Source organism: Myxococcus sp. CA051A (genome assembly GCF_013336705.1).
GTDB classification, from domain to species: Bacteria; Myxococcota; Myxococcia; order Myxococcales; family Myxococcaceae; genus Myxococcus; species Myxococcus llanfairpwllgwyngyllgogerychwyrndrobwllllantysiliogogogochensis.
In genome coordinates, this window is the sequence record NZ_JABUMS010000003.1 from 47,251 (window position 1) to 67,889 (window position 20,639).

The window sequence follows — 20,639 nt, forward strand, 5'->3', positions numbered from 1 at the left end:
CCTGCCTGGCCGTGGAGGAGGCTCCCGAAAGGGTGTGACTCAGGCGTCCCGTGCGGGGTCTTCCCGTCGCGCCGTCCTCCTCCTGGTGCGCGTGCCCATGCACGACGCTTCTCATCCGCCAAGGACACGAGGTATGGACGGCCGCTTCTCGCGCTGGAGGCGAAGTGATGCGGATGGACAACTTGAAGGCGGGGCAGAAGTTCCCGCTGGTCTTGGTGCTGAGCGTTCTGCTCACCGCGGGGTGCGAAGGATTTTCCACGCCCGTCGCGCCTGTCGTCCCGACGGAAGCGGTCGCCACGCGCTCGCAGGCCCTGGCGGCCGCGGCCCCCAGGTTGGCGGCGGGCGCGCAGCACTCGCTCTATGTCACGCCGCTGGGCACCGTGTGGGCCTGGGGTGGCAATGCCTCCGGGCAGCTGGGCACCGGCGACAAGTCCTTCCAGCGCGTCCTCGCCGGGCAGGTACCGGGACTGAAGGACATCACCCACGTCGTGGCCGGTGATTCCCACTCCCTCGCGTTGCGCTCCGACCGCACGGTGTGGACGTGGGGCAGCAACTCCTCCGGGCAGCTGGGTGACGGCACCACCGTGGACCGCGCCACGCCGCGCCAGGTCCCCGGGCTCGCAGACGTGGTGTCCGTGGCCGCCGGTGAGTTCCACTCGCTCGCGCTGCGCTCCGACGGCACCGTGTGGGCATGGGGCAGCAACTTCTACGGCCAGCTCGGTCGCGGTCACACCCAGCAGGCGCTCACTCCGGCCCCGGTCGTCGGCCTGACGAACGTGGTGGCCCTCGGTGCTGGCTTCGACTTCTCCCTCGCCGTGCGCGCGGACGGCACGGTGTGGGCCTGGGGCGCCAATGCCTCCGGCCAGCTGGGCGACGGCACCTTCACCCAGCGCCTCGCGCCGACGCAGGCGATGAATCTCGGGAACGTCACCGCCGTGTCCGCGGGAATCTACCACGCGCTCGCGCTGCGCGCGGACGGCACGGTGTGGGCCTGGGGTGGCAATGCCTCCAGCCAGTTGGGTGATGGCACCTGGACGGACCGTCCCACGCCGATGCAGGTCGCGGGACTCTCGCGAGTGACGTCCGTGGCCGCGCAGGACGCCGGCTCGCTGGTGCGCGTCGAGGACGGCACCGTGTTCGCCTGGGGCCGCAACACGCAGGGGCAGCTCGGCGACGGCACCACCACCGACAGCAGCTCTCCCGTGCAGGTGCGGGGGCTGGGCTCGGTGACGGCGCTGGCGGCGGGGACGCAGCACGCGGTGGCGCTGCGCGCCGACGGGACGATGTGGTCCTGGGGGAATGGGACCTCCGGCCAACTGGGCAACGGCAGCTCCGAGCGGCTGCTCTCTCCAGAGGTCGTCACACGCCTGTCCGGCGTCACCTCGGTGGCCTCGGGCAGCTTCCACTCGCTGGCCGCGCTGTCGGACGGCTCGGTGTGGGGCTGGGGGCGCAACTACTACGGGCAGCTGGGAGACGGCACCGCCGCCGAGCGTCACGCGCCGGTGCGGGTGTTGGGCCTCGGCAACGTGCGCTCCGTCACGGCGTCCGGACACCACTCGCTCGCGCTGCGCAGCGACGGCACGGTGTGGGGGTGGGGACGCAACGCGAACGGGCAACTGGGTGACGGCACCACGAAGGACCGTCTCACGCCGGTGCAGGTGGTGGGCTTGAGTGGCGTGACGTCCCTGGCCGCGGGAGGCAGCCACGTGGTGGCGCTGCGCGGTGACGGCACGGTGTGGACGTGGGGCTACAACGGCGTGGGCCAGCTGGGTGACGGCACCACGAAGGACCGCCTCACGCCGGTGCCGGTGAAGGCCCTGTCGAATGTGGTGTCCGTGGCGGCGGGGACCTACTTCTCGCTCGCGCTGCTCGCCGACGGCACGGTGAGGGCCTGGGGTGACGGCTTCGAGGGACAACTGGGAGATGGCGGCGGCGTCCAGCGCGAGTCACCGGTGCCGGTGCTGGGGCTGACGGGCGTGAGGGCCCTGGCCGCGGGCGCGGCGCATGGGTTGGCCGTGCTCGAGAGCGGCGCCGTGTGGGCATGGGGCGACAACGCGGAGGGGCAGCTGGGCGATGGCTCCTGGGTCGACCGGTTCCGCCCCGTGCAGGTGCCGGGGCTGACGGGGGTGTCCTCCGTCGCGGGAGGTCTGTACCACTCCATGGCGCTGGGCCTGGACGGAACGCTGCGCAGCTGGGGCGCCAACATGTATGGGCAGCTGGGGGATGGCGGAGTCACTTCGCGCGTGGTGCCCGGCGTGGTGCCCGGTGCCTCCGGCATCAAGCTGCTGGGTGGCAGCTACCTGCATGTGCTGGCGGTGCGCCAGGACGGCATGGCGTTGGCGTGGGGCTACAACCGCTTTGGTCAGCTCGGCATCGGGGCGGCGGGCTGGAGCGCGCTGCCCGTGCAGGTGCGCGGACTGGGGCAGGGACGGCGGCTCGCGGCGGGGAGCTCGCATTCGATGCTCGTGCGCGCCGACGGCACCGTGCTCGCGTGGGGACAGAATGCGTCGGGGCAGCTCGGAGATGGCACCGCCACCTACCGCGCATCGCCCGTGCCCACGCAGGGCCTGCCGTGCGCCCGCTCCGTGGCGACGGGAGCTCAGCACTCCCTGGCCCTCGCCTGCGACGGCACGGTGTGGACATGGGGCGCCAATCAGCGCGGGCAGCTCGGGGATGGCACCGTCAAGCCGCGCCTCCTGCCGGCGATGGTGGAGGGATTGTGGGGCGTGGTGGCCGTGGCGGCGGGGGGCGACGCCTCGATGGCCCTGCGCGTGGACGGCACGGTGTGGACGTGGGGCGCCAATGGCAGCGGGCAGCTGGGTGAAGGAGGCCTGGTGGACCGCGCCACGCCGATGGAGGTGAAGCGCTTGTCGGGCATCGCCTCCGTGGTGATGGGTGAAGCGCATGCGCTGGCGGTGGGACAGGACGGCGCGGTGTGGGCCTGGGGCGCGAACGAGAAGGGCCAGCTCGGGGACGGCACCACGACGGCGAGCACGGTGCCGCTTCGGGTGACGGGGCTCGCGGGCGCCGTGAGCGTGAGCGTCGGCCGGGCCTACTCGCTGGCGGTGCTGCACGACGGCACGGTGTGGAGCTGGGGCGCGAACAACTCCGGGCAGCTCGGGGATGGCACCAACATCCCGAGGAGCACGCCGAAGCCGGTGCTCCTGCCGACGAACATCAAGGCGGTGGCCGCGGGCCCGCACCATGTGCTGGCCGTGCGTCAGGACGGCACGGCGTGGGCCTGGGGTGACAACGGTTACGGACAACTGGGCGAAGGCACCCACTACCTGCGCTTCACGCCGGTGCAGGTGTTGGCGCTCACGCAGGTCGCGGAGGTGGCCGCGGGCGAGCAGCACTCGCTGGCGCTGCTGGACGACGAGAGCGCTCGCTCCTGGGGCAGCCACGAATACGGCCAGCTCGGCGAGGTGGAGTCGGGGCCGAGGACGGCGCCGGTGGCGGTCAAGCTTCCGACGTCGAAGGACTTCGCTCCCGTGCTGTCCCTGCGGGCCTGGTACCAGCACGCGGTGGCGCTCCTCGAGGATGGCACCGTGCAGACGTGGGGCGGCAATGGCTACGGGCAGCTCGGCGACGGCACCATCGAGAGCCAGGCCATGCCCACCACGGTGCAGGGGCTGCCGAAGATGCAGGCGGTCTCTCCTGGCGCGTGGCACACGCTGGCGCTGGCCGAGGACGGCACGGTGTGGGCGTGGGGCAACAACGTCTTCGGGCAACTGGGTGACGGCACCACCACGCCGCGCCCGCGGCCCGTCCAGGTGGTGGGGCTCGACAAGGTGGTGGCCCTGTCCGCGGGCAGCTACCACTCGCTGGCGGTGCGGGAGGACGGCTCCGTGTGGAGCTGGGGTTACAACGTCTTCGGGCAGCTCGGCGACGGCACGCTGGTGGCGCGTCAGGTCCCCACGCGCATGGTGGGGATGGAGGGCGCGGTCGCGGTGTCGGGCGGTGAGCACCACACGCTGGTGTTGCGCGCGGACGGGACGCTCTGGGCTTGTGGCCACAACGCGCATGGGCAGTTGGGCGAGGGGACGGCCACCAACCGCACCTCACCCTTCCAGGTGCTGGGGCTCGAAGGGGTGAAGTCCGCGCAGGCGGGGGGCTACCATTCCGTGGCGCTGCGCGACGACGGCACCGTCTGGACCTGGGGGAACAACGACCATGGCCAGTTGGGAGATGGAGGGTTGTCCACGCGCATCTTCGCCTCGCCGGTTCCGGGACTGGCGGGCGTGGTGTCGCTGGGCGTCGGGGCCAGCCACACCTTCGCCGTGGGCTCCGAGGTCTGGGCCTGGGGGCGCAACTCGCACGGACAGCTCGGCACCGGAGACGGCTCCCCGCGACTGGAGCCGACGCGGGTGAAGGGCCTTCGAGGCGCGAACTCCGTCTCCGCCGGCACGGACTTCTCCGTCGCGCTCGACGGTGAAGGGACGGCGTTGAGCTGGGGCACCAACTTCCACGGGACGCTGGGCGTGGGTGTGCCAGGGCAGCGTGCCGTGCCGGGGGCCGTGGCACTGCCCTGAGGCCGCGCTTGTTTCCGGGGCGATGACGGCACAACTGTCTTCGCCCCGGCGCACCGGGTTCGGCGCCGCTCAGAGTCGCAGTCCGGCACCCAGTCGCTTGATGAGTGGGCCGAGCTCGTCGCGGTCCAGGCCCATCTCCATCAGCTCCAGGCGGCGCAACTTCGGCAGCGCCTTGGCGGTGCGGAACGCGAGCGCGCCCTCTTCGCTCAGGTCGTTCTGCGACAGCTCCAGACGTTCGAGGCCCGTGAGGCCCTTGCTCTTCGCGAGCGCCTCCGCGGCCTCGTCGCTCAGCTCGTTGCGGTTGAGCGTCAGCCACTGGAGCGCGCCCAGGCCCTTCGCGCCCGCGAGCGTCGCCACGCCCTCGTCGGACAGGCCGGAGCCGGACAGATAGAGCCGCTCCCACACGAGGGTCGCCTTCGCGAGCACCTCCGCGCTCGTGTCCGTCAGCGCGCCGCTGGAGAAGCTGACGGAGCGCAGCGCGGGCAGAGCCTTGCTCTCGACCAGGGCACGGACCGCGGTGTCCTTCGCGCCCGCGAGCACCAGGCCCGACAGGTTTCCGGCCCGAGGTGAGGCCGCGAGGGCCTTCGTCGCCGCATCGACGCCGGAGCCCTCCAGGCGCAGCCAGCGGACCTGGGAGAACCAGGGTTGCTCGGCGGCGTGCTCCAGGCCCTTGCCGTCGCGCGTGTCCACGCACAGCCGGGACACGGGCTCCAGCGCGAACAGCTCCGGGCCGTGCTTCGCGAGCCGGTCCTCCGCGAGACTCAGCTCCTCGATGAAGCCCCGGTGGTAGCGCGGCTCATGCACCTTCGCGTCGCGCAGGGGCTTGAGCCAGGCGCGGCCGTTCGCGTCCATCAGCTCCCGCACGCGCGACTGGAGCGAGCGGCGTCGAGCCGGGTCCATGCGGCCGGGCAGGGCGAGCTGCACGCGGATGAACTCGGCGCGCGCGGCATCCACGGTTTGAAGTGCATCCGCGCACGCCAGCCTCGGCGCGTCGTTGGTGGGGTCCGCCACCACCTTCGCCAGCAGTGCATCGAGGTCGCTCATGAGGTCAGCAGCTCCTTCACCTCGCGCTGCCAGCGCGCGCCCAGCTCCGGATGCACCATGCGCACGTAGGCGGCGTAACCCTCCAGCCAGGCCGGGAAGTTGGGGCGGCCTCGCGCCTGGGACTCCACGCCGTGCTTGCGGCAGTTGGCGAGGATGGCCTTGAAGCGGCGGCGCTCCTCGCGAGGGATGGCCACCCGTTGGTTGACGGTGAGGCCCGTCACCCGCTGGCGTCCTCCCTGGCGCATGACGCGGCGCTTGGCGCCGTTCTCGGAGAAGCCCTCCTGCTGGAGGATGGCGTTCACCCACCAGAGGAAGCGGCCGAGCCGCTCCGGAGGACTGGCGAAGGAGAAGGACAGGTCATCCGCGTAGCGGGTGTAGGAAGCGCCCGCCTTCTTCGCGAGCGCGTGCAGGCGCGCGTCCATGCGGCGGCAGACGAGGTTGGCGATGGCGGGCGAGGTGGGCGCGCCCTGGGGCAGCACGCCGGGCCACACCACGGTGCCGTCCGGGAGCTTGGGGCGCCAGGTGGTGAGGCCCGCGAGGGTGGAGGACACCTCGTCGTTGTAGCCGTGGGCCTCGAAGCAGCCCTTCACCCGGCGGTAGTGCACCGTGGGGAAGAAGTCCTCCAGGTCCACGCGCACCACGACGTGGGCGCCGACGTGCGCCTCGGCGTTCGTCACCGTGGAGCGGCCGGGCACGAAGCCATGCACGGCGGGGTGCGTGGGCAGGTGCGCGAGCAGTCCTTCGAGCAGGGCGCGTTGCGCGGCCTTGAGCTTCGCGCGGGGAGCGCAGATGCGGCGCACGCCGCCGGAGCGTTTGGGCGTCTCGAACTCCACGTAGCCGGAGCCCGCGCCGGAGCCTGGGCGCATCAGTGCGTCCAGCTCCGCGACGTCCACGCCCACCAGCTTCGCCACGTCCTCGCGGGATTGCAGCGGGGGCAGGTTCTCGGTGGCGGAGGGCTTGCGCTTCACCTCGTCGTCGCGCAGCCCCGGGTAGAGGCCGAAGAGCCAGCCCGTGGGGTTCCAGCCTCCCACGGACCTGGGGCTCGGGCGCCTCGGCGGCTCCACGCGGCTGTCGGGCAGAGACACGTCCGCGAGGCCCAGCTTGCGCACGGCGGCGCGCGCGGCGGAGGCCACGCGGGAGTCAGCGTCCTTCACCCGGCGGCGCAGATGTCCGGCGGCGGCGACGCGGGGAAAGAGCAAGGGGATGAGGCGCACGGCCTGGAGGCGCTCGCGGGGGTCCACGCTGCCCAGGCGCCGCGCGACGGTCTCACTCCAGTGGCGGCTGACGTAGAAGCGGGCCACTTCGTATTCGGCGAGGCCCTGGTGACGCTCCAGCAGCTCGGCGATGCGGCTGAAGTGCGCCTCCGGGTCCTCCATCAAGGGCTTGAGCTCGAGGAGGAGTGAGACCAGGTCCATTCAGCGCTCCAGGGCCACCGGTGCGGTGGGAACCACGAGCTCCTGGGGACGCCGCCACCTGCACGGCAGAGGCGGACGAGGTCGGGGAAGCCCGCCAGGCGGACCTCGTACCGCGTCGTCCTTCAATGGGTGTCATCGGCAGCCGCGACGTGACATCGCGGACGAAAGGCTGGCTGCACGCGGCCCCAGGAGCGGAGCGAAGCTCACCACATCCTTCACGTTGAAGGAAGGTCGTCGAACTCCGCGGGTCCATCTTCTTCCAGCAGTGCGAGCAGGGCTTCTCGAGGCCCTCCAGGCGCCCGACGCACCAGGGTGTCGAGCTGTCGCCCTTGTGCGCGCACGCGCTCGCCGTGGGCGCGCATGGCGGACAGGGCATCTGGCTCCATCCACGGGCGGGACAGCACGTCGAGGTTGTGCAGCAGCTCGCGACGGTTGCGTGGCGCGGTGAGGCTCGCGCTGACGCCGGGTTGGGAGAGCGAGTAGCGGTAGCAGTCCACCGCGGAGGGGAGGGTGGTGTCTTGAGGCGCGCCGGGGACGGGGCGCAGGAGTCGGCCGTAGCAGGTGGTGGTGAAGGTGAGCACGCCGGTGCCCTGGCGCTGGGCCTCGGGGAGGAGCGCGGCCTCGGCGCCCGGGTGCGCGGCGCTGTGGCGGGTCATCACGACGGGCCAGGGCTGTCGCGCGAGTGCGTCGCGGGCGAGGTCTCGCAGGTGCGTGGAGAAGCCGAAGGCGCGCAGTTTGCCTTCGGTGCGCAGGCGCTCCAACGCGGAGTAGTCCTCGTCGGAGAGTCGCTCGGGGGCGCGGACCCAGAAGAGGAGGAAGACGTCGAGCCAGGAGGTGCGCAGGCGCCGCAGCGCGGACTCCACGTCGCGACGGATGGCGCCTGGGCCCGAGTGGTAGGTGCCCGCGACGATGACGGAGCGCTCGCGAGGGCCGCGACCGCTGCGCAGGAACTGCGTCAATGCGGCGTAGCGGGGTTCCCAGAAGAACGTGTTGATGCCGGCCTCATGCGCCTCGAAGAAGGGCTCGCGCGTGGTGAGGTGCGCGCCCGAGAGGACGAGCGGCGAGACGTTCAGGCCCGTGCGGCCCAGGGGGCGGGACGAGGCTCGCGGCGGAGGCGCTGGGCGCGGGGATGGGGTGGTCCGCTGACGCGGGGCGGAGGTGGGGCGGAGACGCGCGAGCTCGGGCTCGGCGGTGAAGAGCGCATCGGGGAAGGTGAGCGACAGCGCTTGCAGATGGGTGACGACGCGAGAGGGCTCGGCGTGGGCGAGCAGGGCGTCACGGAGTCGGGCGAAGGCGTTGTCATCCGCGCGGCGCAAGCGCCAGGTCCATGCGGCAATGCGCAGGTCCGTGTCGCTGTCGGGAGCGGGCTGGCGTGGTGGCACTGCCTGTCGCGTGTCGCGTGTGTCGAGTCGCTCCAGTGGCGAGGCGGGCACTGTGTGGAACTTGTTGGGAGGGCTGTCCGACTCGACGCCTCGTTCCAGTATCGAGGCCTCGGGTGTGGGCAACTTGTCGTGAACGGCTTGAAGTAGTGAGGCGCCCGGTCGCGCGTTGGGCGCATCGGTGGCCGGCAGGCCCAGCAAGGACTCCAGTCGTGCATCGAGTGTGTCGCAGTCTTCCAGCGGAGAGGCCGCCGCCGTGCGGACCATCAGCTCGGTGTCGCGCGACAGGCGCAGCAGGGCGCGCAGCTCCGCGTCTCCGTTCTCGGGTCGGAGTTGCTCGGCGGCGCGGGCTCGTATCCACGGGTCGGGAGAGAGGGCGCAGCCGAGCGCGAGGGTGGACTGGAACGAAGGGTCCTCCACTGCGAGCGCGCGCCCGTGCGAGAGGGCGAGCTGCAACGCCATGCGCCGCACGCTCGGGTCTGAGTCCGCGAGGCAGCCCCGGGCAGCGCTGTCGACGTCGAGCACGGCGGCGCGCAGCCACGGGTCCTCGTGGGACTCGGCGTGCTGACGCTCGGTCTCCGTGAGCCAATCCAGGGACGCGAGGGCTTGCAGTGCCACCGCGCGCACGGAGGGGTCCTCGTCTTGAGAGGCGTGGAGGAGTGCCTCGGAGGCTTCCAGGTACGCGGCGGCTGTCGCGACTGCCCGCCGCTCTCGGGGAGGGGTAGCGCGCGGAGCGAAGGCCACGAGCGCCGAGGCGAAGTCCTGGACGGCGGCGGTGGACCGGGGCCGGCGCTCCCATGCGCCGATGACCTCCGCGCGCACGGCGGTGTCCTCATCGTCGAGAGCCTTCAACACGAGGCCTCGACTGTCCGGGTCGAATACGAGCGCGGAGAGCGCCGCGCGGCGGATGGCGGCCTCGGGGTGACTCGCCAGCGTGCGCACCCGAGCAAGGAGTGTCTCGTGTCCCTGCTTCACCGCGACACGCGCGGCCCAGGCCAGTGAGCCCGGACGAGGGAGCGCCGCGAGGACGCGGGTCGCGAGGTCGACCTCGTCCACGTTGAGGCGCTCCAGCAGCGCGCGCGCTTCGTCCTGTGCGTGTGGTACGCGCGGCTCGTCCAACCAGTGCATCGCGAGGCGCAGCGCTTCCGGGTCCTTGCGCTCGAGGAGTCGCCGACGCGCGAGAACGCGAAGAGGTTCGTGCGGATCTCCCAGCCACTCCACCAGTTCCCGCGCGGAGAGCGAGCCTGCGGGGCGAGCCTCCAGTCTCGCGGTGGTGACCGCCGGGTCCTCACTGGTGAGACCTGCTTCCATCTCCGTGGATGCGGTCGCGTGAGAGTGCTCTGGCGGGCCGGGTGGACCTTCGCTGCTGAGCTGACCACCTGAGTGCGGAAGCGCCGTCGATGCAGTCGTGTCACCTGCGCGCGTGTCCTCGGTCCGGGAGCTCGCCGCCGTTCCCACGGCGACGCGCTGCCGTGTCGCGGAGCCCTCGGCTTCAAACGGACGAGGACCCGCTTCACCCGAAGCCACGGCGCGCCACTCGGTCTCCAGCCACGCCACCGCCGAGCGCATCGGACCGTGGGTCTGTTCTCCCGCCTCCGCGGCCCGACGCACCTGTTGCCGCAGGTCCTCGTGCTCCGCCCCCAGCCACGCCAACGCCTGCACCGCCGCATGACGCACGCGCCAGAACGGGTCTTCCAGCGCGGCGAGCAACACCCCCACCGCACCCGTGCCCGCGACGGAGGCCGAGGCCCGCACCATCGCCCTTCGTACCCACCACACGGACTCCTGCCGCACCGCTCGCGCCGCGTGAGGCAGCAGCGCCTCCGCGCCCAATCGCGCCAGCGCCCGCCACGTCCTGTCCCGCACCATCGGCATCGGGTCGTCGAGCGCTTCGAGCAGCGCGGAAATGAAGCGTCCATCCCGCGCATCGCCGAGCCGCCGCGCGGCGATGGCCCGGACCTCCGCGTCCTCATCCGTGAGCAGGGCCTGCCTCAGCGCGAAGCGCCCCACCAGTTCGGAGGCATCGACCGCGCTCGCCGCCTCGCGCCGCACCGTGACGTCCTCATCGAGCAACCGCACGGTGGCCAGGTCCAGTTCGAGCATCGCCAGGGACTCTAGGCGCCCTGCTACACTGCGGACATGCCCGACATGCTGGCCATCATCAGCAAGGCGATTTTCGAGAAGGAGGCCGCTGGCCTCTCACCCGGCCAGGTGTTGCCGACGGACCGCTACCGCAGCCAGAGCAGGCACCTGTCCCCGCTCGAAGACGGTGGACGCCTCTTCCTCGTCACGGTGCGCCCGCCCAACGAGTCCCTCTGGCTCGTCGCCGTGCTGGAGGGCCTGTCCTCCGATGACGAGGGCTGGGTCGGTCGGAAGAACCGCATCCCCATCACCGACGTCACATCCGCCATTCCCACGCTGCGCTTCGAATCCGGCAAGGGCCTCCAGGCCGCGAAGGGCGCGCTGGGCATGTCCCTCCAGACGCCTCGCGTCCTCACCTCGACGGACGCGGAGCTCCTGCTCGCGAGCGCGGGAGGCGGCCCCATCAACTTCACCGCGCATCAGGAGCACTCCGCGCTGCCCTGCCTGTGCAAGCAGTGCTTCCCCCGAAGCCCCGAGCGCGCGGAGGCCCAGGGCATGCGCTTCGTCCGCGCCCAGGTGGAGACGAGCGGCCGGCTGCTCTACTACTGGCTGCCCGAGGAACTCGCCGGTGACTCGCGCGCCGTCGCCCAGGCCGTTCGAGGCGCGCTCATCGGGCGGCTCGGCGCCTGACACACGTCCACCGTCTCCATGGGCGACTCACCCATGGCGCGAACATTGGTGGAACGTCAGTGGGAAGCTACGGCTTGCTCGGGCCCGCGTCCGACGTGGACAGCTCGGAGCCGATCTGCTGCCACTCCTGGGCGTAGGCGCCCCGGGTGAAGGTGCGCAGGTCGTCGCTCGTCACGGTGCCTCGCGCCATCGCGGTGTCGAGCGCGCGGACGACGGCGGCGCGGTGCGGCTGCTCCACGTAGGGATTGCCCTCGCGGAACACCTCGCCAAACAGCGACTCCAGCCGGCCGTCCTGCTTCAGCCGCTCCACGATTCGCGCCTGCGAGGCGGGCTCGTCCGCGTGCGCATGCAGCATCGCGGAGGCGAGACCACCCTGGGCGTCGGCATCGGGGAACTCGGAGAGCAGCTCCAGCTCCGCGTCCGCTCCGGCGATGGCCGAAGCCTCCGAGGCGGCGGGCGCCAGCGCGGCGTTGATGGCCGGCGTGGCGCGCGGCGTCGGACGGCGGTCCGGCTCGAAGTCGCTGCGTCCCTGGAATGGCCTCACCGCCTGGTGTGCCGGGAGGTCCTTTTTTCCGGGGCTCTGCTGCGCGCCCTTGGAGGCGGAGTCCGGCCGCTCCGTGCTGGAGCGCTCCGAGACGGAGCTCTTCGGCGAGGACGAACGGTTGCCACCATCAATGCGCGACATGAGTGCGCTCCAGGAAGACTGCGAGCCGGTGCGGGCATGGCTCCGGGAAGTCTCAAGGAAGTTATCGGACGCCCCCGGCGCCAGTTGCGTCCAGTGCAAAGGTGAGGTGGCACACGCGCGAGTGCAGCGCTGATGACCGCCAGAAGACACTTGAAGAAGCGCAGCAACTACCGGCGCTTGGCCGCGGGCCGCGGGGGAAACAGCCACTCCAGCCCACGCACCACGTCATCCCGCCAGGCCGGGTAATTGTGCCCGCCGCTGTACTCCCGGTACTCGACCCGGTGTCCCGTGGCCTTCAGCAAGGGCCCCAGTCGCTGGTTGCCCTCCAGGAGCACCTCGAAGCGCCCGCAGCTCATCCACACCTCCAGCGGGCGCCGGGGCACGTGCCGCGCCAGATCGAACACGACGAACTCGTGGTTTTCCACGATGAACGCCCCCGACTGCGACAGCACCCGCCCGAAGGTCTCCGGCGCGCGCAGCCCGATGAAGAGCGACATCAGCCCGCCCAGCGACGAGCCCAGCACCCCATGCACCCCCGGGTTGTGTCTTTCGTCCACCAACGAAAGGTGTTCCCGCGCCAGGGGCAGCACCTTCCACAGCAGCAGGGCCACGGTGTACTCGCTGCACGCGTACTCCACGCCGCGCGTCAGGCCGCCGTTGGAGACGAGCGCGAGGGCGACGGGCTGCATGCGGCCGTCGGCGACCAGCGTGTCCACCAGCTCCGGCAGGCGCACGCGGCGCAGGTAGTCGTCTCCGTCGAGCACGACGAGGAGCGGCACCGGCTCTCGCGTCGGCGGGGCGTACAGGTGCACGGTGCGCTGTCCATCCAGGCCCACGTCGGACATGTCCACGCGGTGGCGGGTGACGCGGCCGCGCGGCACGCCCCGGGGGCGTCGCAGGGGCAGCGAGGGCCCGCCGTCGGGCATGTAGAAGGCGTGGTTGACGTCGCCGAAGCCGTTGTCGGAGACGCGGGTGTTGAAGTCGTCCTTCAGCCGTTGGCCGTGCGCATCGAAGAGGGCGTATTCGACATAGGCGTCGCGGGGCAGCGCCAGCGAGCGCGTCCACAGGCCGGGGGCCACGCGCTCCAGCGCAAGCGGCTCGCCCCTCCAGTCCTGGAAGTCACCCTGGACGAAGACGGGGCCTCGCCCACGCCACACGAAGGTGGCCGTGTCTCCGATGATGACGGGTGTCCCCTCGGCGCGCGCTCTTGCTTCCAGCTCCTTGGCGTCCATCCCGTGTCGCTCCCTGGTGGGTCCAGGGAGCGCGTTCTAGCGCGAGACGGCCACGCGGGCGCGCGCCGTGCTCCGGAGTGTGTGGTGGCCCCGGAGCGCGGGTGGACTCAGCCGACGTTGTCGCGGTGGCGGGCCTGGATGTCACCCGGGAGCGGCTTGCCGGGGACGTGCAGGGGGCCCAGGTCCTCCGCGAGACCGCCGAGCCCTCGCGGGGCGTTCTTGGTCAACGTCAGGATTTCGGCGACCTCGGCCGGGTCCTTCGCGTTGGCGAGCTTCTGGACGAACTCGAACTGGTTCGTCGCCATCTTGCCCGAGTGGCTCTCCCACCGGGACTTGAAGTCGCGGGCGCGATCGGCGAGCTCGGTGAGCTGGTCTCCGGAGAACGTCAGCTCGATGTCCTTCTTCTTGTCGAAGTCGTGCTGGTCGACGTTGTACTGCTGCGCGAACGTGTACTCGGCGCCGCCGGACAGGCCCTCCATGAACATCTTGTATTCGAACTTGTCCTTGTCGAAGACCTCCTTGCCGTCCTTGTCGAAGCTGCGCTTGTAGTCGAGCCGCGTGCCGTCCGCGTCCTGGGTCTCCAGCACCGTGTCCCGCGAGCCATCACCCTTGGTGGTGATGGTGATGCTGCCGCCGTTCTCGGGGACGGCCTGGAACTCCTTGCTGAGGGGGCCCAGCTCCAGCTTCACCTTGGCGTCCGAGGAGAGCTCCAGCTTGTCGACGGTGGCGGAGTCGGAGACGCCCGCGCCGTCCTTCTCCGGCAGCTGCTTCGTCTTCGCGAACTGCTCGAAGGCGTCCTTGCCCTCCTTCGTGTTCACGTCGAACGTGGCGGTGCGCATCTTGTAGTCGGTCAGCTCGGTGCTCCCGTTGAGGGAGACCGTGGCGCCCGCCGCGCCGACGCTGACGGAGGCCCCGCTCTTGATGAGGTCGGTGGGGCCCGCCGTCACGGTGACCTGGCCCTTGTCATCCTTCGAGGTCTCGAAGGAGACGCCACGGCCCTTCTGGATTTCCTCGCCGAGGCCCAGGTCGACGCCCTTCACGTCCACGCTGCCGTTGTAGGAGAAGCCCTTGAGCTCGGCGGCGTCCATCTTCACCGAGGCGCCGTTCGGAATCGTCTCCGGCTTGAGCGGATGCGGCGGCGCGATTTTGCCCTGCTTCAGCTTCTCGAAGTCCTCGTCCTTCATCTTCACTTCGTATGTCTGGGTGTTCGCGCGGGAGACGCCTCCGCCCACGGTCACCTTCTTCATGTCCAGCTCGGCGTTCGCGCCCACCGACATCTCCGCGGAGAGCTCCACGGTGGTGTAGCCGTCCGCCTTCTTGACCTTCTTGTCGAGCTCCGCGCTGAACTCCAGGCCCACCGAGCCGTTCCCCACCGGCACCGTGAGGGGCGGAAGGGGGAGGGAGCCGGTGGGAGCGTTGGCGGCGTCGGGGGCCTGCGAGGGAATGGTCGGGTCGGCGACCATCATCTTCTGCAGCTCGGGTGACACCTTCCCGTCGCTCAGCGCCTGGGCCCGCTCGGGCGAGCCGGCCTCGGTGGCCAGAATCTTCGCGGCGGTGGTGCCTGGGATGGAGCCGGCCTCGGAGTAGTGCGGCTGCTCCTTGAGGTAGCTCTTCATGTCCTCGTAGCTCTTGCCGTTGCTCGGGTCGAGCACGCGCTCACCCTGCCGCACGACGACGTGGCCCGCCTGGCCCTCGGCGCCCGTGCGCGAGTCCTTGAGGAACACCAGGTCCGAGCGGCCCTGCAGCTCCGGCGAGCTCTTGCTGACGAAGTCCGCCGCCTTGTCCAGGCAGTTGACCTTGCTGTCCTGGCTGTTCTCCGTGAACAGCGAGGTCGCCGGCGCGGAGCCCTTTCCATCCAGGTTCAGCGTGTTCTTCGCGCCCGCGGCCTCGAACGTCGACTCGTCCTTCTTGGCTTCCTGCGCCTGGCGCGCGGCCTCGGCGGCCTGACGCGCGGCCTCGGCGGCCTGGCGCGCTGCTTCCGCCGCACGGCGCGCCGCCTCTTCCGCCGCGCGTCGAGCCGCTGCCTCCGCCGCGCGTTGTGCCGCTTCGGACGAACCACCACTGCCTACTCGTTCCACAGTCATTGTCGACTCCTCGAGCCTGAAGGGGGGTGTGGGAAGGCTCAAGTCATGTTGTCTTCTGAATTCTCAGGAGTCGATGTCTGAAGTTGCGCGCGCGTCCCCTTCGGCTCGAGGATGCTTGAAACACACACAACGGGTACATGTGTGCAAGGCGTCAGGTGACGCCTCGGTACGAACAAGCGTTCATGCGAGCAGGTGTTTCAGCGCGGCCTCCAGCTCCGGGAAGCGGAAGGTGAAGCCCGACTCCCGCGCGCGCTCGGGCAGCACCCGCTGGCCCTCCAGGACGACCTTCGCCATCTCCCCCATGGCCGCCTTCACCACGAACGCGGGGATGTGCATCACCGAAGGGCGGCCCAGCGCATGTCCCAGCGCATGGGCGAAGGCCGCGTTCGTCACGGGCTCCGGGGCCGTCGCGTTCACCGGGCCGTCTTCCAGGGTCGCGTGCTCCAGCGCGAAGCGCAGCAGCGCCTGGGCGTCCTCGCGGTGAATCCAGCTCACGTACTGCCGGCCGCTGCCCACCGGTCCCCCCGCGCCCATGCGAAAGGGGGGCAGCATCTTGTGCAGCGCGCCGCCGTCCGGGTGCAGCACCACGCCCATCCGCACCACCACCGTGCCGATACCCGCCCCGCGCGCGCCCCATGCCTCCGCTTCCCAATCCACACACACGCGCGCCAGGAAGTCGTCCCCCGGCGGGCTTTGCTCCGTCAGCGGCTCCGCTTCGCGCGCGCCTCCGTAGTAGCCAATGGCCGACGTGGACACGAAGCGCTTCACCGTGCCCGCCGCCTTCATCGCCTCCACCAGCGTGCGAGTGCCCTGCACCCGGCTGTCATGGATGCGCTGCTTCGCGTCCCGGCTCCACCGCTGCGCCACCGGCTCGCCGGCCAGATGGATGACCGCGTCCGCGCCCGCCAGCGCCTCCGGAGCCAGCGCCGTCCGCCCGTCGAAGGGCGCCCCCGTCACTCCCGGAGGCAGCTTCTCCAGCGCCCGCGCCACGTCCCGCGTCAGCACATGCACGCCATGGCCCTGGCTCAACAAACCCTGGACAAGCCCCGGGCCGAGAAAGCCCGTGGCGCCGGTGACGGCCACCTTCATGGCGCGGCCTCCGGGGCCTTGGGGGCCGCGGGCGTGTTGAGGTCCACCCCCACCAACTGGCTGAGCGCGGAGAAGAACGCCACCTGCTCCTCCGGTTTCATCTTCCCGGAATGCCGGTAGACCAGGGCGCCCTGGGCATCCAGGAGGAGGATGTTGGAGGTCTTCATTGGCAGGCCCCAGGGCGGCGCGCCCAGCGTCCCGTCCATATCCACCAGGATGGGCACGCCCACCTTCTTCTCCTCGTCCCGCACGTAGGACAGCGCAATCTGCCGAGCGGGAAAGAAGTCGAACTTCCTCAGATTCGCCACCGCCACCACCCAGGCGGAGCCCAAGAGATTCCGCTCCTTGCCGCGCGCGAAGAGCTCTTCCTTCATCCCCGCGTTGAGCGTCGTGGAGTCCTTGTCCTCATAAAACAGAATTACCGGTTTTCCGCGCCAGCGAGAGAGGCGGACCTCATCTCCGCTGGAACTCCGTAACGTGGCGTCGAGCGGGCCGTCTGCTGGGCTGGAAGCCAACGCGCCCTGCGTGAGCAGGGCCGCCGCCAGTGTGCTTGTGATCCACATCCTCATGAGGTGACCCCCGGTGGACAAGGTTCTTACAAACCCTGTACATAGCCTTGACAAGCCCTCGACGCAAACGCTACGTCTGGGGGGCAGGAACGTCCTGAATCTGGAGGATCACCCCATGGCACTCCCGCGTCCCGCTGCGCAGCCGTTGCCGGGCGAGGTCCCCCTGGAGCAGGCGTGGCTGGGGCTGGTGCACGCGGAGGTGGAGGCGTCGCTGTCGGAGCTGTTCGAGCTGCCGGACGAGGCGGGCCTGGACGCGCGGTGGACGCGGGCGCTGGAGGAGGCGCGGCTGTACGCGCTGCGGCCCGCGAAGCGGGTGCGGCCGGCGCTGGTGATGGCGGGGCACTGTCTGGCGAAGGGCACGCCGGTGGTGCCCTCGGAGCTGTGGCGCTTCGCCGCGGGGCTGGAGCTGCTCCACACCTTCCTCCTGATTCATGACGACGTGGCGGACCGCGCGGTGCTGCGGCGCGGGAGCGCGGCGTTGCATCACCTGCTGGCGCCGGGCCGGACGGGCGAGGACCTGGCGGTGGTGGTGGGCGACCACCTCTTCGCGCGAGCGCTGGAGGCGATGCTGGAGTCGGAGCTGCCGGGCGTGGCGAAGGTCGTCCGCTACTACCTGTCGGTGTGCCGGCACACGGCGGCGGGCCAGTACCTGGACCTGTCGCTGGAGCGCGCGCCGCTGTCGGAGGTGTCGCTGTTCCAGGTGCTGCGCGTGGCCTATCTCAAGACGGCGCGCTACGGCTTCTGCGCGCCGCTGGTGTGTGGCGCGATGCTGGGCGGCGCGAGCCCCGCGCTGCTGGAGGGGTTGGAGCGCGTGGGCCGCCAGGTGGGGCTCGCCTACCAGCTCCGCGATGACCTCATCGGCCTCTTCGGTGACTCCAGCGTGGCGGGCAAGTCGTCGGATGGCGACTTCACCCAAGGCAAGCGGACCTTCCCGGTGCTCGCGGCCTTCGCGCGCGCCACGCCCGAGGGACGTGAGGAACTGGAGGCGCTCTGGGCCCTGCCGGAGTGTGAGAAGGACACGGTGGCCCTGGCGCGTGCTCGCGCCTTGGTGGAGGCGCATGGCGGCCGTGCCGCATGCGAGCGGATGGTGGAGCGCGCCTCTCGCGCGGCTCGCCGCACCCTCCAGTCGTTGCCCAACCCCAACGGCGTGAGGGATTTGATGGACGCCCTCATCGCGCGGCTCGCGCATCGCGCGGCCTGAGGAACACATGAGCCCGCGGACACAAGGCAGACGTGTGGTGGTGGTGGGCGCCGGTGTTGGAGGTCTGGCCGCCGCGGCGCGACTGGCGCACCAGGGCTTCGACGTCCAGGTCGTCGAGAAGACGGTGGGACCCGGAGGGCGCTGCAACCGGCTGCGGGTGGATGGCTTCTCCTGGGACATCGGTCCCACCATCGTGCTGATGCCGGAGGTGTTCGAGGAGACCTTCCGCGCGCTCGGCCGCCGAATCGAGGACTACCTGACGTTGCTCAAGTGCGACCCGAACTACCGGGTGCACTTCCGGGACGGCTCGGACGTGACGTTCACCTCCGAGCTGTGCGCCATGGGGCGCGAGCTGGAGCGGGTGGAGCCCGGCAGCTACGCGCGCTACCTCGCCTTCCTGGCGCAGGGGCGTGTCCAGTACCGCACCAGCCTGGACCATCTGGTGGGCCGCAACTACGCGGGCATCACCGACTACCTGTCCCCGCGCGTGCTGGCCCGCATCTTCCAGGTGCGCGCCCACCGGCGCATGTACCCGGACGTCAGCCGCTTCTTCCGCGATGACCGGCTGCGCGCGGCGATGACCTTCCAGACGATGTACCTGGGCGTGTCGCCCTTCGAGTCGCCCGCCGTCTACGGCCTGCTGCCCTTCACCGAGCTGGGCGTGGGCATCTGGTTTCCCAAGGGAGGGCTGTACGCCATTCCGCAGGCGCTGGAGCGGGTGGCCATCGAGGAGGGCGTGCGCTTCCACTACGGCACGCCGGTGGAGCGTATTCTCACGGAGAAAGGCCGCACCACCGGAGTCCGACTGGAGGGCGGCGAGGTGCTGGAGGCGGACGCGGTGCTGTGCAACGCGGACCTGCCCTACGCGTACGAGAAGCTGCTGGACCCCCAGGCCACCACGCTCAAGCGCCGCGAGTCGCTGCGCTACACCTCCAGCGGCTACATGCTCTACCTGGGCATGCGCCGGAAAATCCCGGGACTGTTGCATCACAATGTCATCTTCGGCCGCGACTACCGGGGCTCGTTCGAGGACATCTTCAAGCGCTTCCGCGTGCCGGAGGACCCGAGCTTCTACGTGAATGCGCCCACGCGCACGGACGCGTCGCTGGCGCCCGAGGGCAAGGACTCGCTCTACGTGTTGGTGCCCGTGCCGCACCAGCACCCGTCGCTGGACTGGAAGACGGAGGGGCCGGCGCTGCGCGCCAAGGTCTTCGCGCGGCTGGCGGAGCTGGGCTTCCCGCGCCTGGAGTCGGACATCGAGGTGGAGCGAGTCTTCACGCCGGACGACTGGGCGGGGACCTTCAACCTGGCGCGAGGCAGTGCCTTCGGCCTGGCGCAGAACTTCCTCCAGATTGGTCCGTTCCGTCCGGCCAACCAGGACGCGAAGGTGAAGAACCTCTTCTTCGTCGGGGCCTCCACGCAGCCGGGCACGGGGCTGCCCACGGTGCTCATCTCCGCGCGGCTCGTCACCGAGCGACTGGGAGACTGGGCGCGCCAGCAGGGCGTGAAGCTGGCGCCGCGCGCGGCCCCGGTGAAGGTGGCGGAGGCGGCATGAGCGTGTCCGACGAAAGGGCGCTGGTGCGCCGGGGATACTGGCTGGCCCGGCGGGTGACGCGTCACCACGCCAAGAGCTTCTTCTTCGCCTCCTATCTGTTGTTCGGCCAGCGTCGGAAGGCGGCGTTCGCGCTGTATGCGTTCTGCCGACGGCTGGATGACCTGGTGGATGAGGCCGGCTCTGGGATGGAGGAGCTGTCCGTGCGACTGGGGCGGGCGCGGCGCATGGTGGCGGAGCTGTATGTGCCCATGCCGGAGCTGGCGTCGCGGGAGCTGGGGCCGCCGGGTGGGCGGTTGGAGGGCGCGGCGGCGCGCTCGCCGTGGGACGCGGGAGAGTTCGCCGCGCTGGCGCACACGGTGCGCCACTACCGGATTCCGGAGCAGCCCTTCCAGGACCTCATCTCCGGCATGGAGATGGACCTGACGAAGCACCGCTACGACACGTGGGAGGAGCTGGACCTCTACTGCTACCGCGTGGCGGGCGTGGTGGGGCTGATGCTGACGCCGGTGCTGGGGTGCTCGGACGAGGGCGCGCTGCAGCCGGCGGCGGACCTGGGCCGGGGCATGCAGCTCACCAACATCCTGCGCGACGTGCGCGAGGACCTGGAGCGGGGGCGGGTGTACCTGCCCTCCCAGGAGCTGGCGTCCTTCGGGCTGTCCGAGGACGACTTGCGGCAGGGGAAGGTGGACGCGCGGTGGCGTGACTTCATGCGCTTCCAGGTGGAGCGCGCGCGGACGTACTACGCGCGAGCGGCGCGGGGCGTGCCGTCGCTCACGGGCTTTGGCAGTCAGCGGATGGTGCGGCTGATGGGCGCCATCTACGGCGACATCCTCCGTGACATCGAGGCGCGCGACTACGACGTGTTCAGCGCGCGGGCGTATGTGACGACGCGCCGCAAGCTGTCGCTGGCCGCCGCGGCCTTCATCCGACCCAAGTCCGTGTTGCCCTCGCTTCCGGGCGAGCCGCGAGTGCCACTGCTGCCGAGCGAAGTGGGGGGACAACGCCATGGGTGATGCGTGTGCGAAGGCCGGCTCGAGGTCGCTTGAGCGCGGGGTTCGATGGGGGAGCGCGAGTGTCCTCCA

Annotated in this window: 13 protein-coding genes; 5 read left to right on the top strand and 8 right to left on the bottom strand. The window is 70.8% G+C overall.

Features of this window, described 5'->3' with window-relative positions; all coding sequences use genetic code 11:
- The first annotated feature begins 167 nt into the window (after positions 1-167).
- Positions 168-4,532, top strand: coding sequence for a chromosome condensation regulator RCC1 (locus tag HUA74_RS10245; protein ID WP_174454421.1), 4,365 nt, complete (start codon positions 168-170; stop codon positions 4,530-4,532).
- A 69-nt stretch (positions 4,533-4,601) separates the two neighbouring features.
- Here HUA74_RS10245 and HUA74_RS10250 read toward each other — a convergent pair whose 3' ends face one another.
- The 3 genes from HUA74_RS10250 to HUA74_RS10260 all read right to left on the bottom strand — a co-directional run bounded on the left by HUA74_RS10250 (position 4,602) and on the right by HUA74_RS10260 (position 10,473).
- Positions 4,602-5,576, bottom strand: coding sequence for a TIGR02996 domain-containing protein (locus tag HUA74_RS10250; protein ID WP_174454422.1), 975 nt, complete (start codon positions 5,574-5,576; stop codon positions 4,602-4,604).
- On the bottom strand, positions 5,573-6,991 hold the full coding sequence (locus tag HUA74_RS10255; protein WP_174454423.1) for a reverse transcriptase family protein: 1,419 nt from the start codon (positions 6,989-6,991) through the stop codon (positions 5,573-5,575). Before HUA74_RS10255 ends, HUA74_RS10250 begins: the two co-directional genes overlap by 4 nt.
- A gap of 215 nt (positions 6,992-7,206) precedes the next feature.
- The gene (locus tag HUA74_RS10260; RefSeq protein ID WP_174454424.1) at positions 7,207-10,473 is read right to left on the bottom strand and encodes an aldo/keto reductase; all 3,267 of its coding nucleotides are present in this window, start codon (positions 10,471-10,473) and stop codon (positions 7,207-7,209) included.
- A gap of 36 nt (positions 10,474-10,509) precedes the next feature.
- Here HUA74_RS10260 and HUA74_RS10265 point away from each other — a divergent pair, with 36 nt between their 5' ends.
- Positions 10,510-11,142: a hypothetical protein gene (locus HUA74_RS10265; protein WP_174454425.1), complete on the top strand. Its 633-nt coding sequence runs from the start codon at positions 10,510-10,512 to the stop codon at positions 11,140-11,142.
- A 67-nt stretch (positions 11,143-11,209) separates the two neighbouring features.
- On the opposite strand, the gene HUA74_RS10270 is transcribed toward HUA74_RS10265, so the two are convergent.
- The 5 genes from HUA74_RS10270 to HUA74_RS10290 form a co-directional block, all read right to left on the bottom strand.
- Entirely contained in the window at positions 11,210-11,827 is a 618-nt protein-coding gene (locus tag HUA74_RS10270; RefSeq protein ID WP_141640934.1) for a hypothetical protein, read from the bottom strand.
- Positions 11,828-11,994: 167 nt separating this feature from the next.
- Positions 11,995-13,059, bottom strand: a complete 1,065-nt coding sequence (locus tag HUA74_RS10275) for an esterase family protein (RefSeq protein ID WP_174454426.1) — start codon at positions 13,057-13,059, stop codon at positions 11,995-11,997.
- 107 nt (positions 13,060-13,166) lie between these two features.
- Entirely contained in the window at positions 13,167-15,143 is a 1,977-nt protein-coding gene (locus HUA74_RS10280; RefSeq protein ID WP_174454427.1) for a hypothetical protein, read from the bottom strand.
- Positions 15,144-15,323: 180 nt separating this feature from the next.
- Complete coding sequence (locus HUA74_RS10285) at positions 15,324-16,232, bottom strand: TIGR01777 family oxidoreductase (RefSeq protein WP_141647706.1); 909 nt, start codon at positions 16,230-16,232, stop codon at positions 15,324-15,326.
- Entirely contained in the window at positions 16,229-16,606 is a 378-nt protein-coding gene (locus tag HUA74_RS10290) for a hypothetical protein (protein WP_246137697.1), read from the bottom strand. The genes HUA74_RS10285 and HUA74_RS10290 overlap by 4 nt, the downstream gene beginning before the upstream one ends.
- Positions 16,607-16,916: 310 nt before the next feature.
- On the opposite strand from HUA74_RS10290, the gene HUA74_RS10295 reads away from it, so the two are divergent.
- Genes HUA74_RS10295 through HUA74_RS10305 form a run of 3 tightly spaced genes read left to right on the top strand, consistent with a single transcriptional unit; the run spans position 16,917 to position 20,570 of the window.
- Positions 16,917-18,002 (top strand): polyprenyl synthetase family protein, encoded by a 1,086-nt coding sequence (locus tag HUA74_RS10295; RefSeq protein WP_141647704.1) that lies wholly within the window; start codon positions 16,917-16,919, stop codon positions 18,000-18,002.
- Between the two features lie 7 nt (positions 18,003-18,009).
- Positions 18,010-19,557 carry an NAD(P)/FAD-dependent oxidoreductase gene (locus tag HUA74_RS10300; RefSeq protein WP_174454428.1) on the top strand — a complete coding sequence of 516 codons (1,548 nt, stop codon included), beginning with the start codon at positions 18,010-18,012 and terminating at the stop codon, positions 19,555-19,557.
- Positions 19,554-20,570 carry a phytoene/squalene synthase family protein gene (locus tag HUA74_RS10305; protein WP_174454429.1) on the top strand — a complete coding sequence of 339 codons (1,017 nt, stop codon included), beginning with the start codon at positions 19,554-19,556 and terminating at the stop codon, positions 20,568-20,570. The genes HUA74_RS10300 and HUA74_RS10305 overlap by 4 nt, the downstream gene beginning before the upstream one ends.
- Positions 20,571-20,639: the final 69 nt, after the last annotated feature.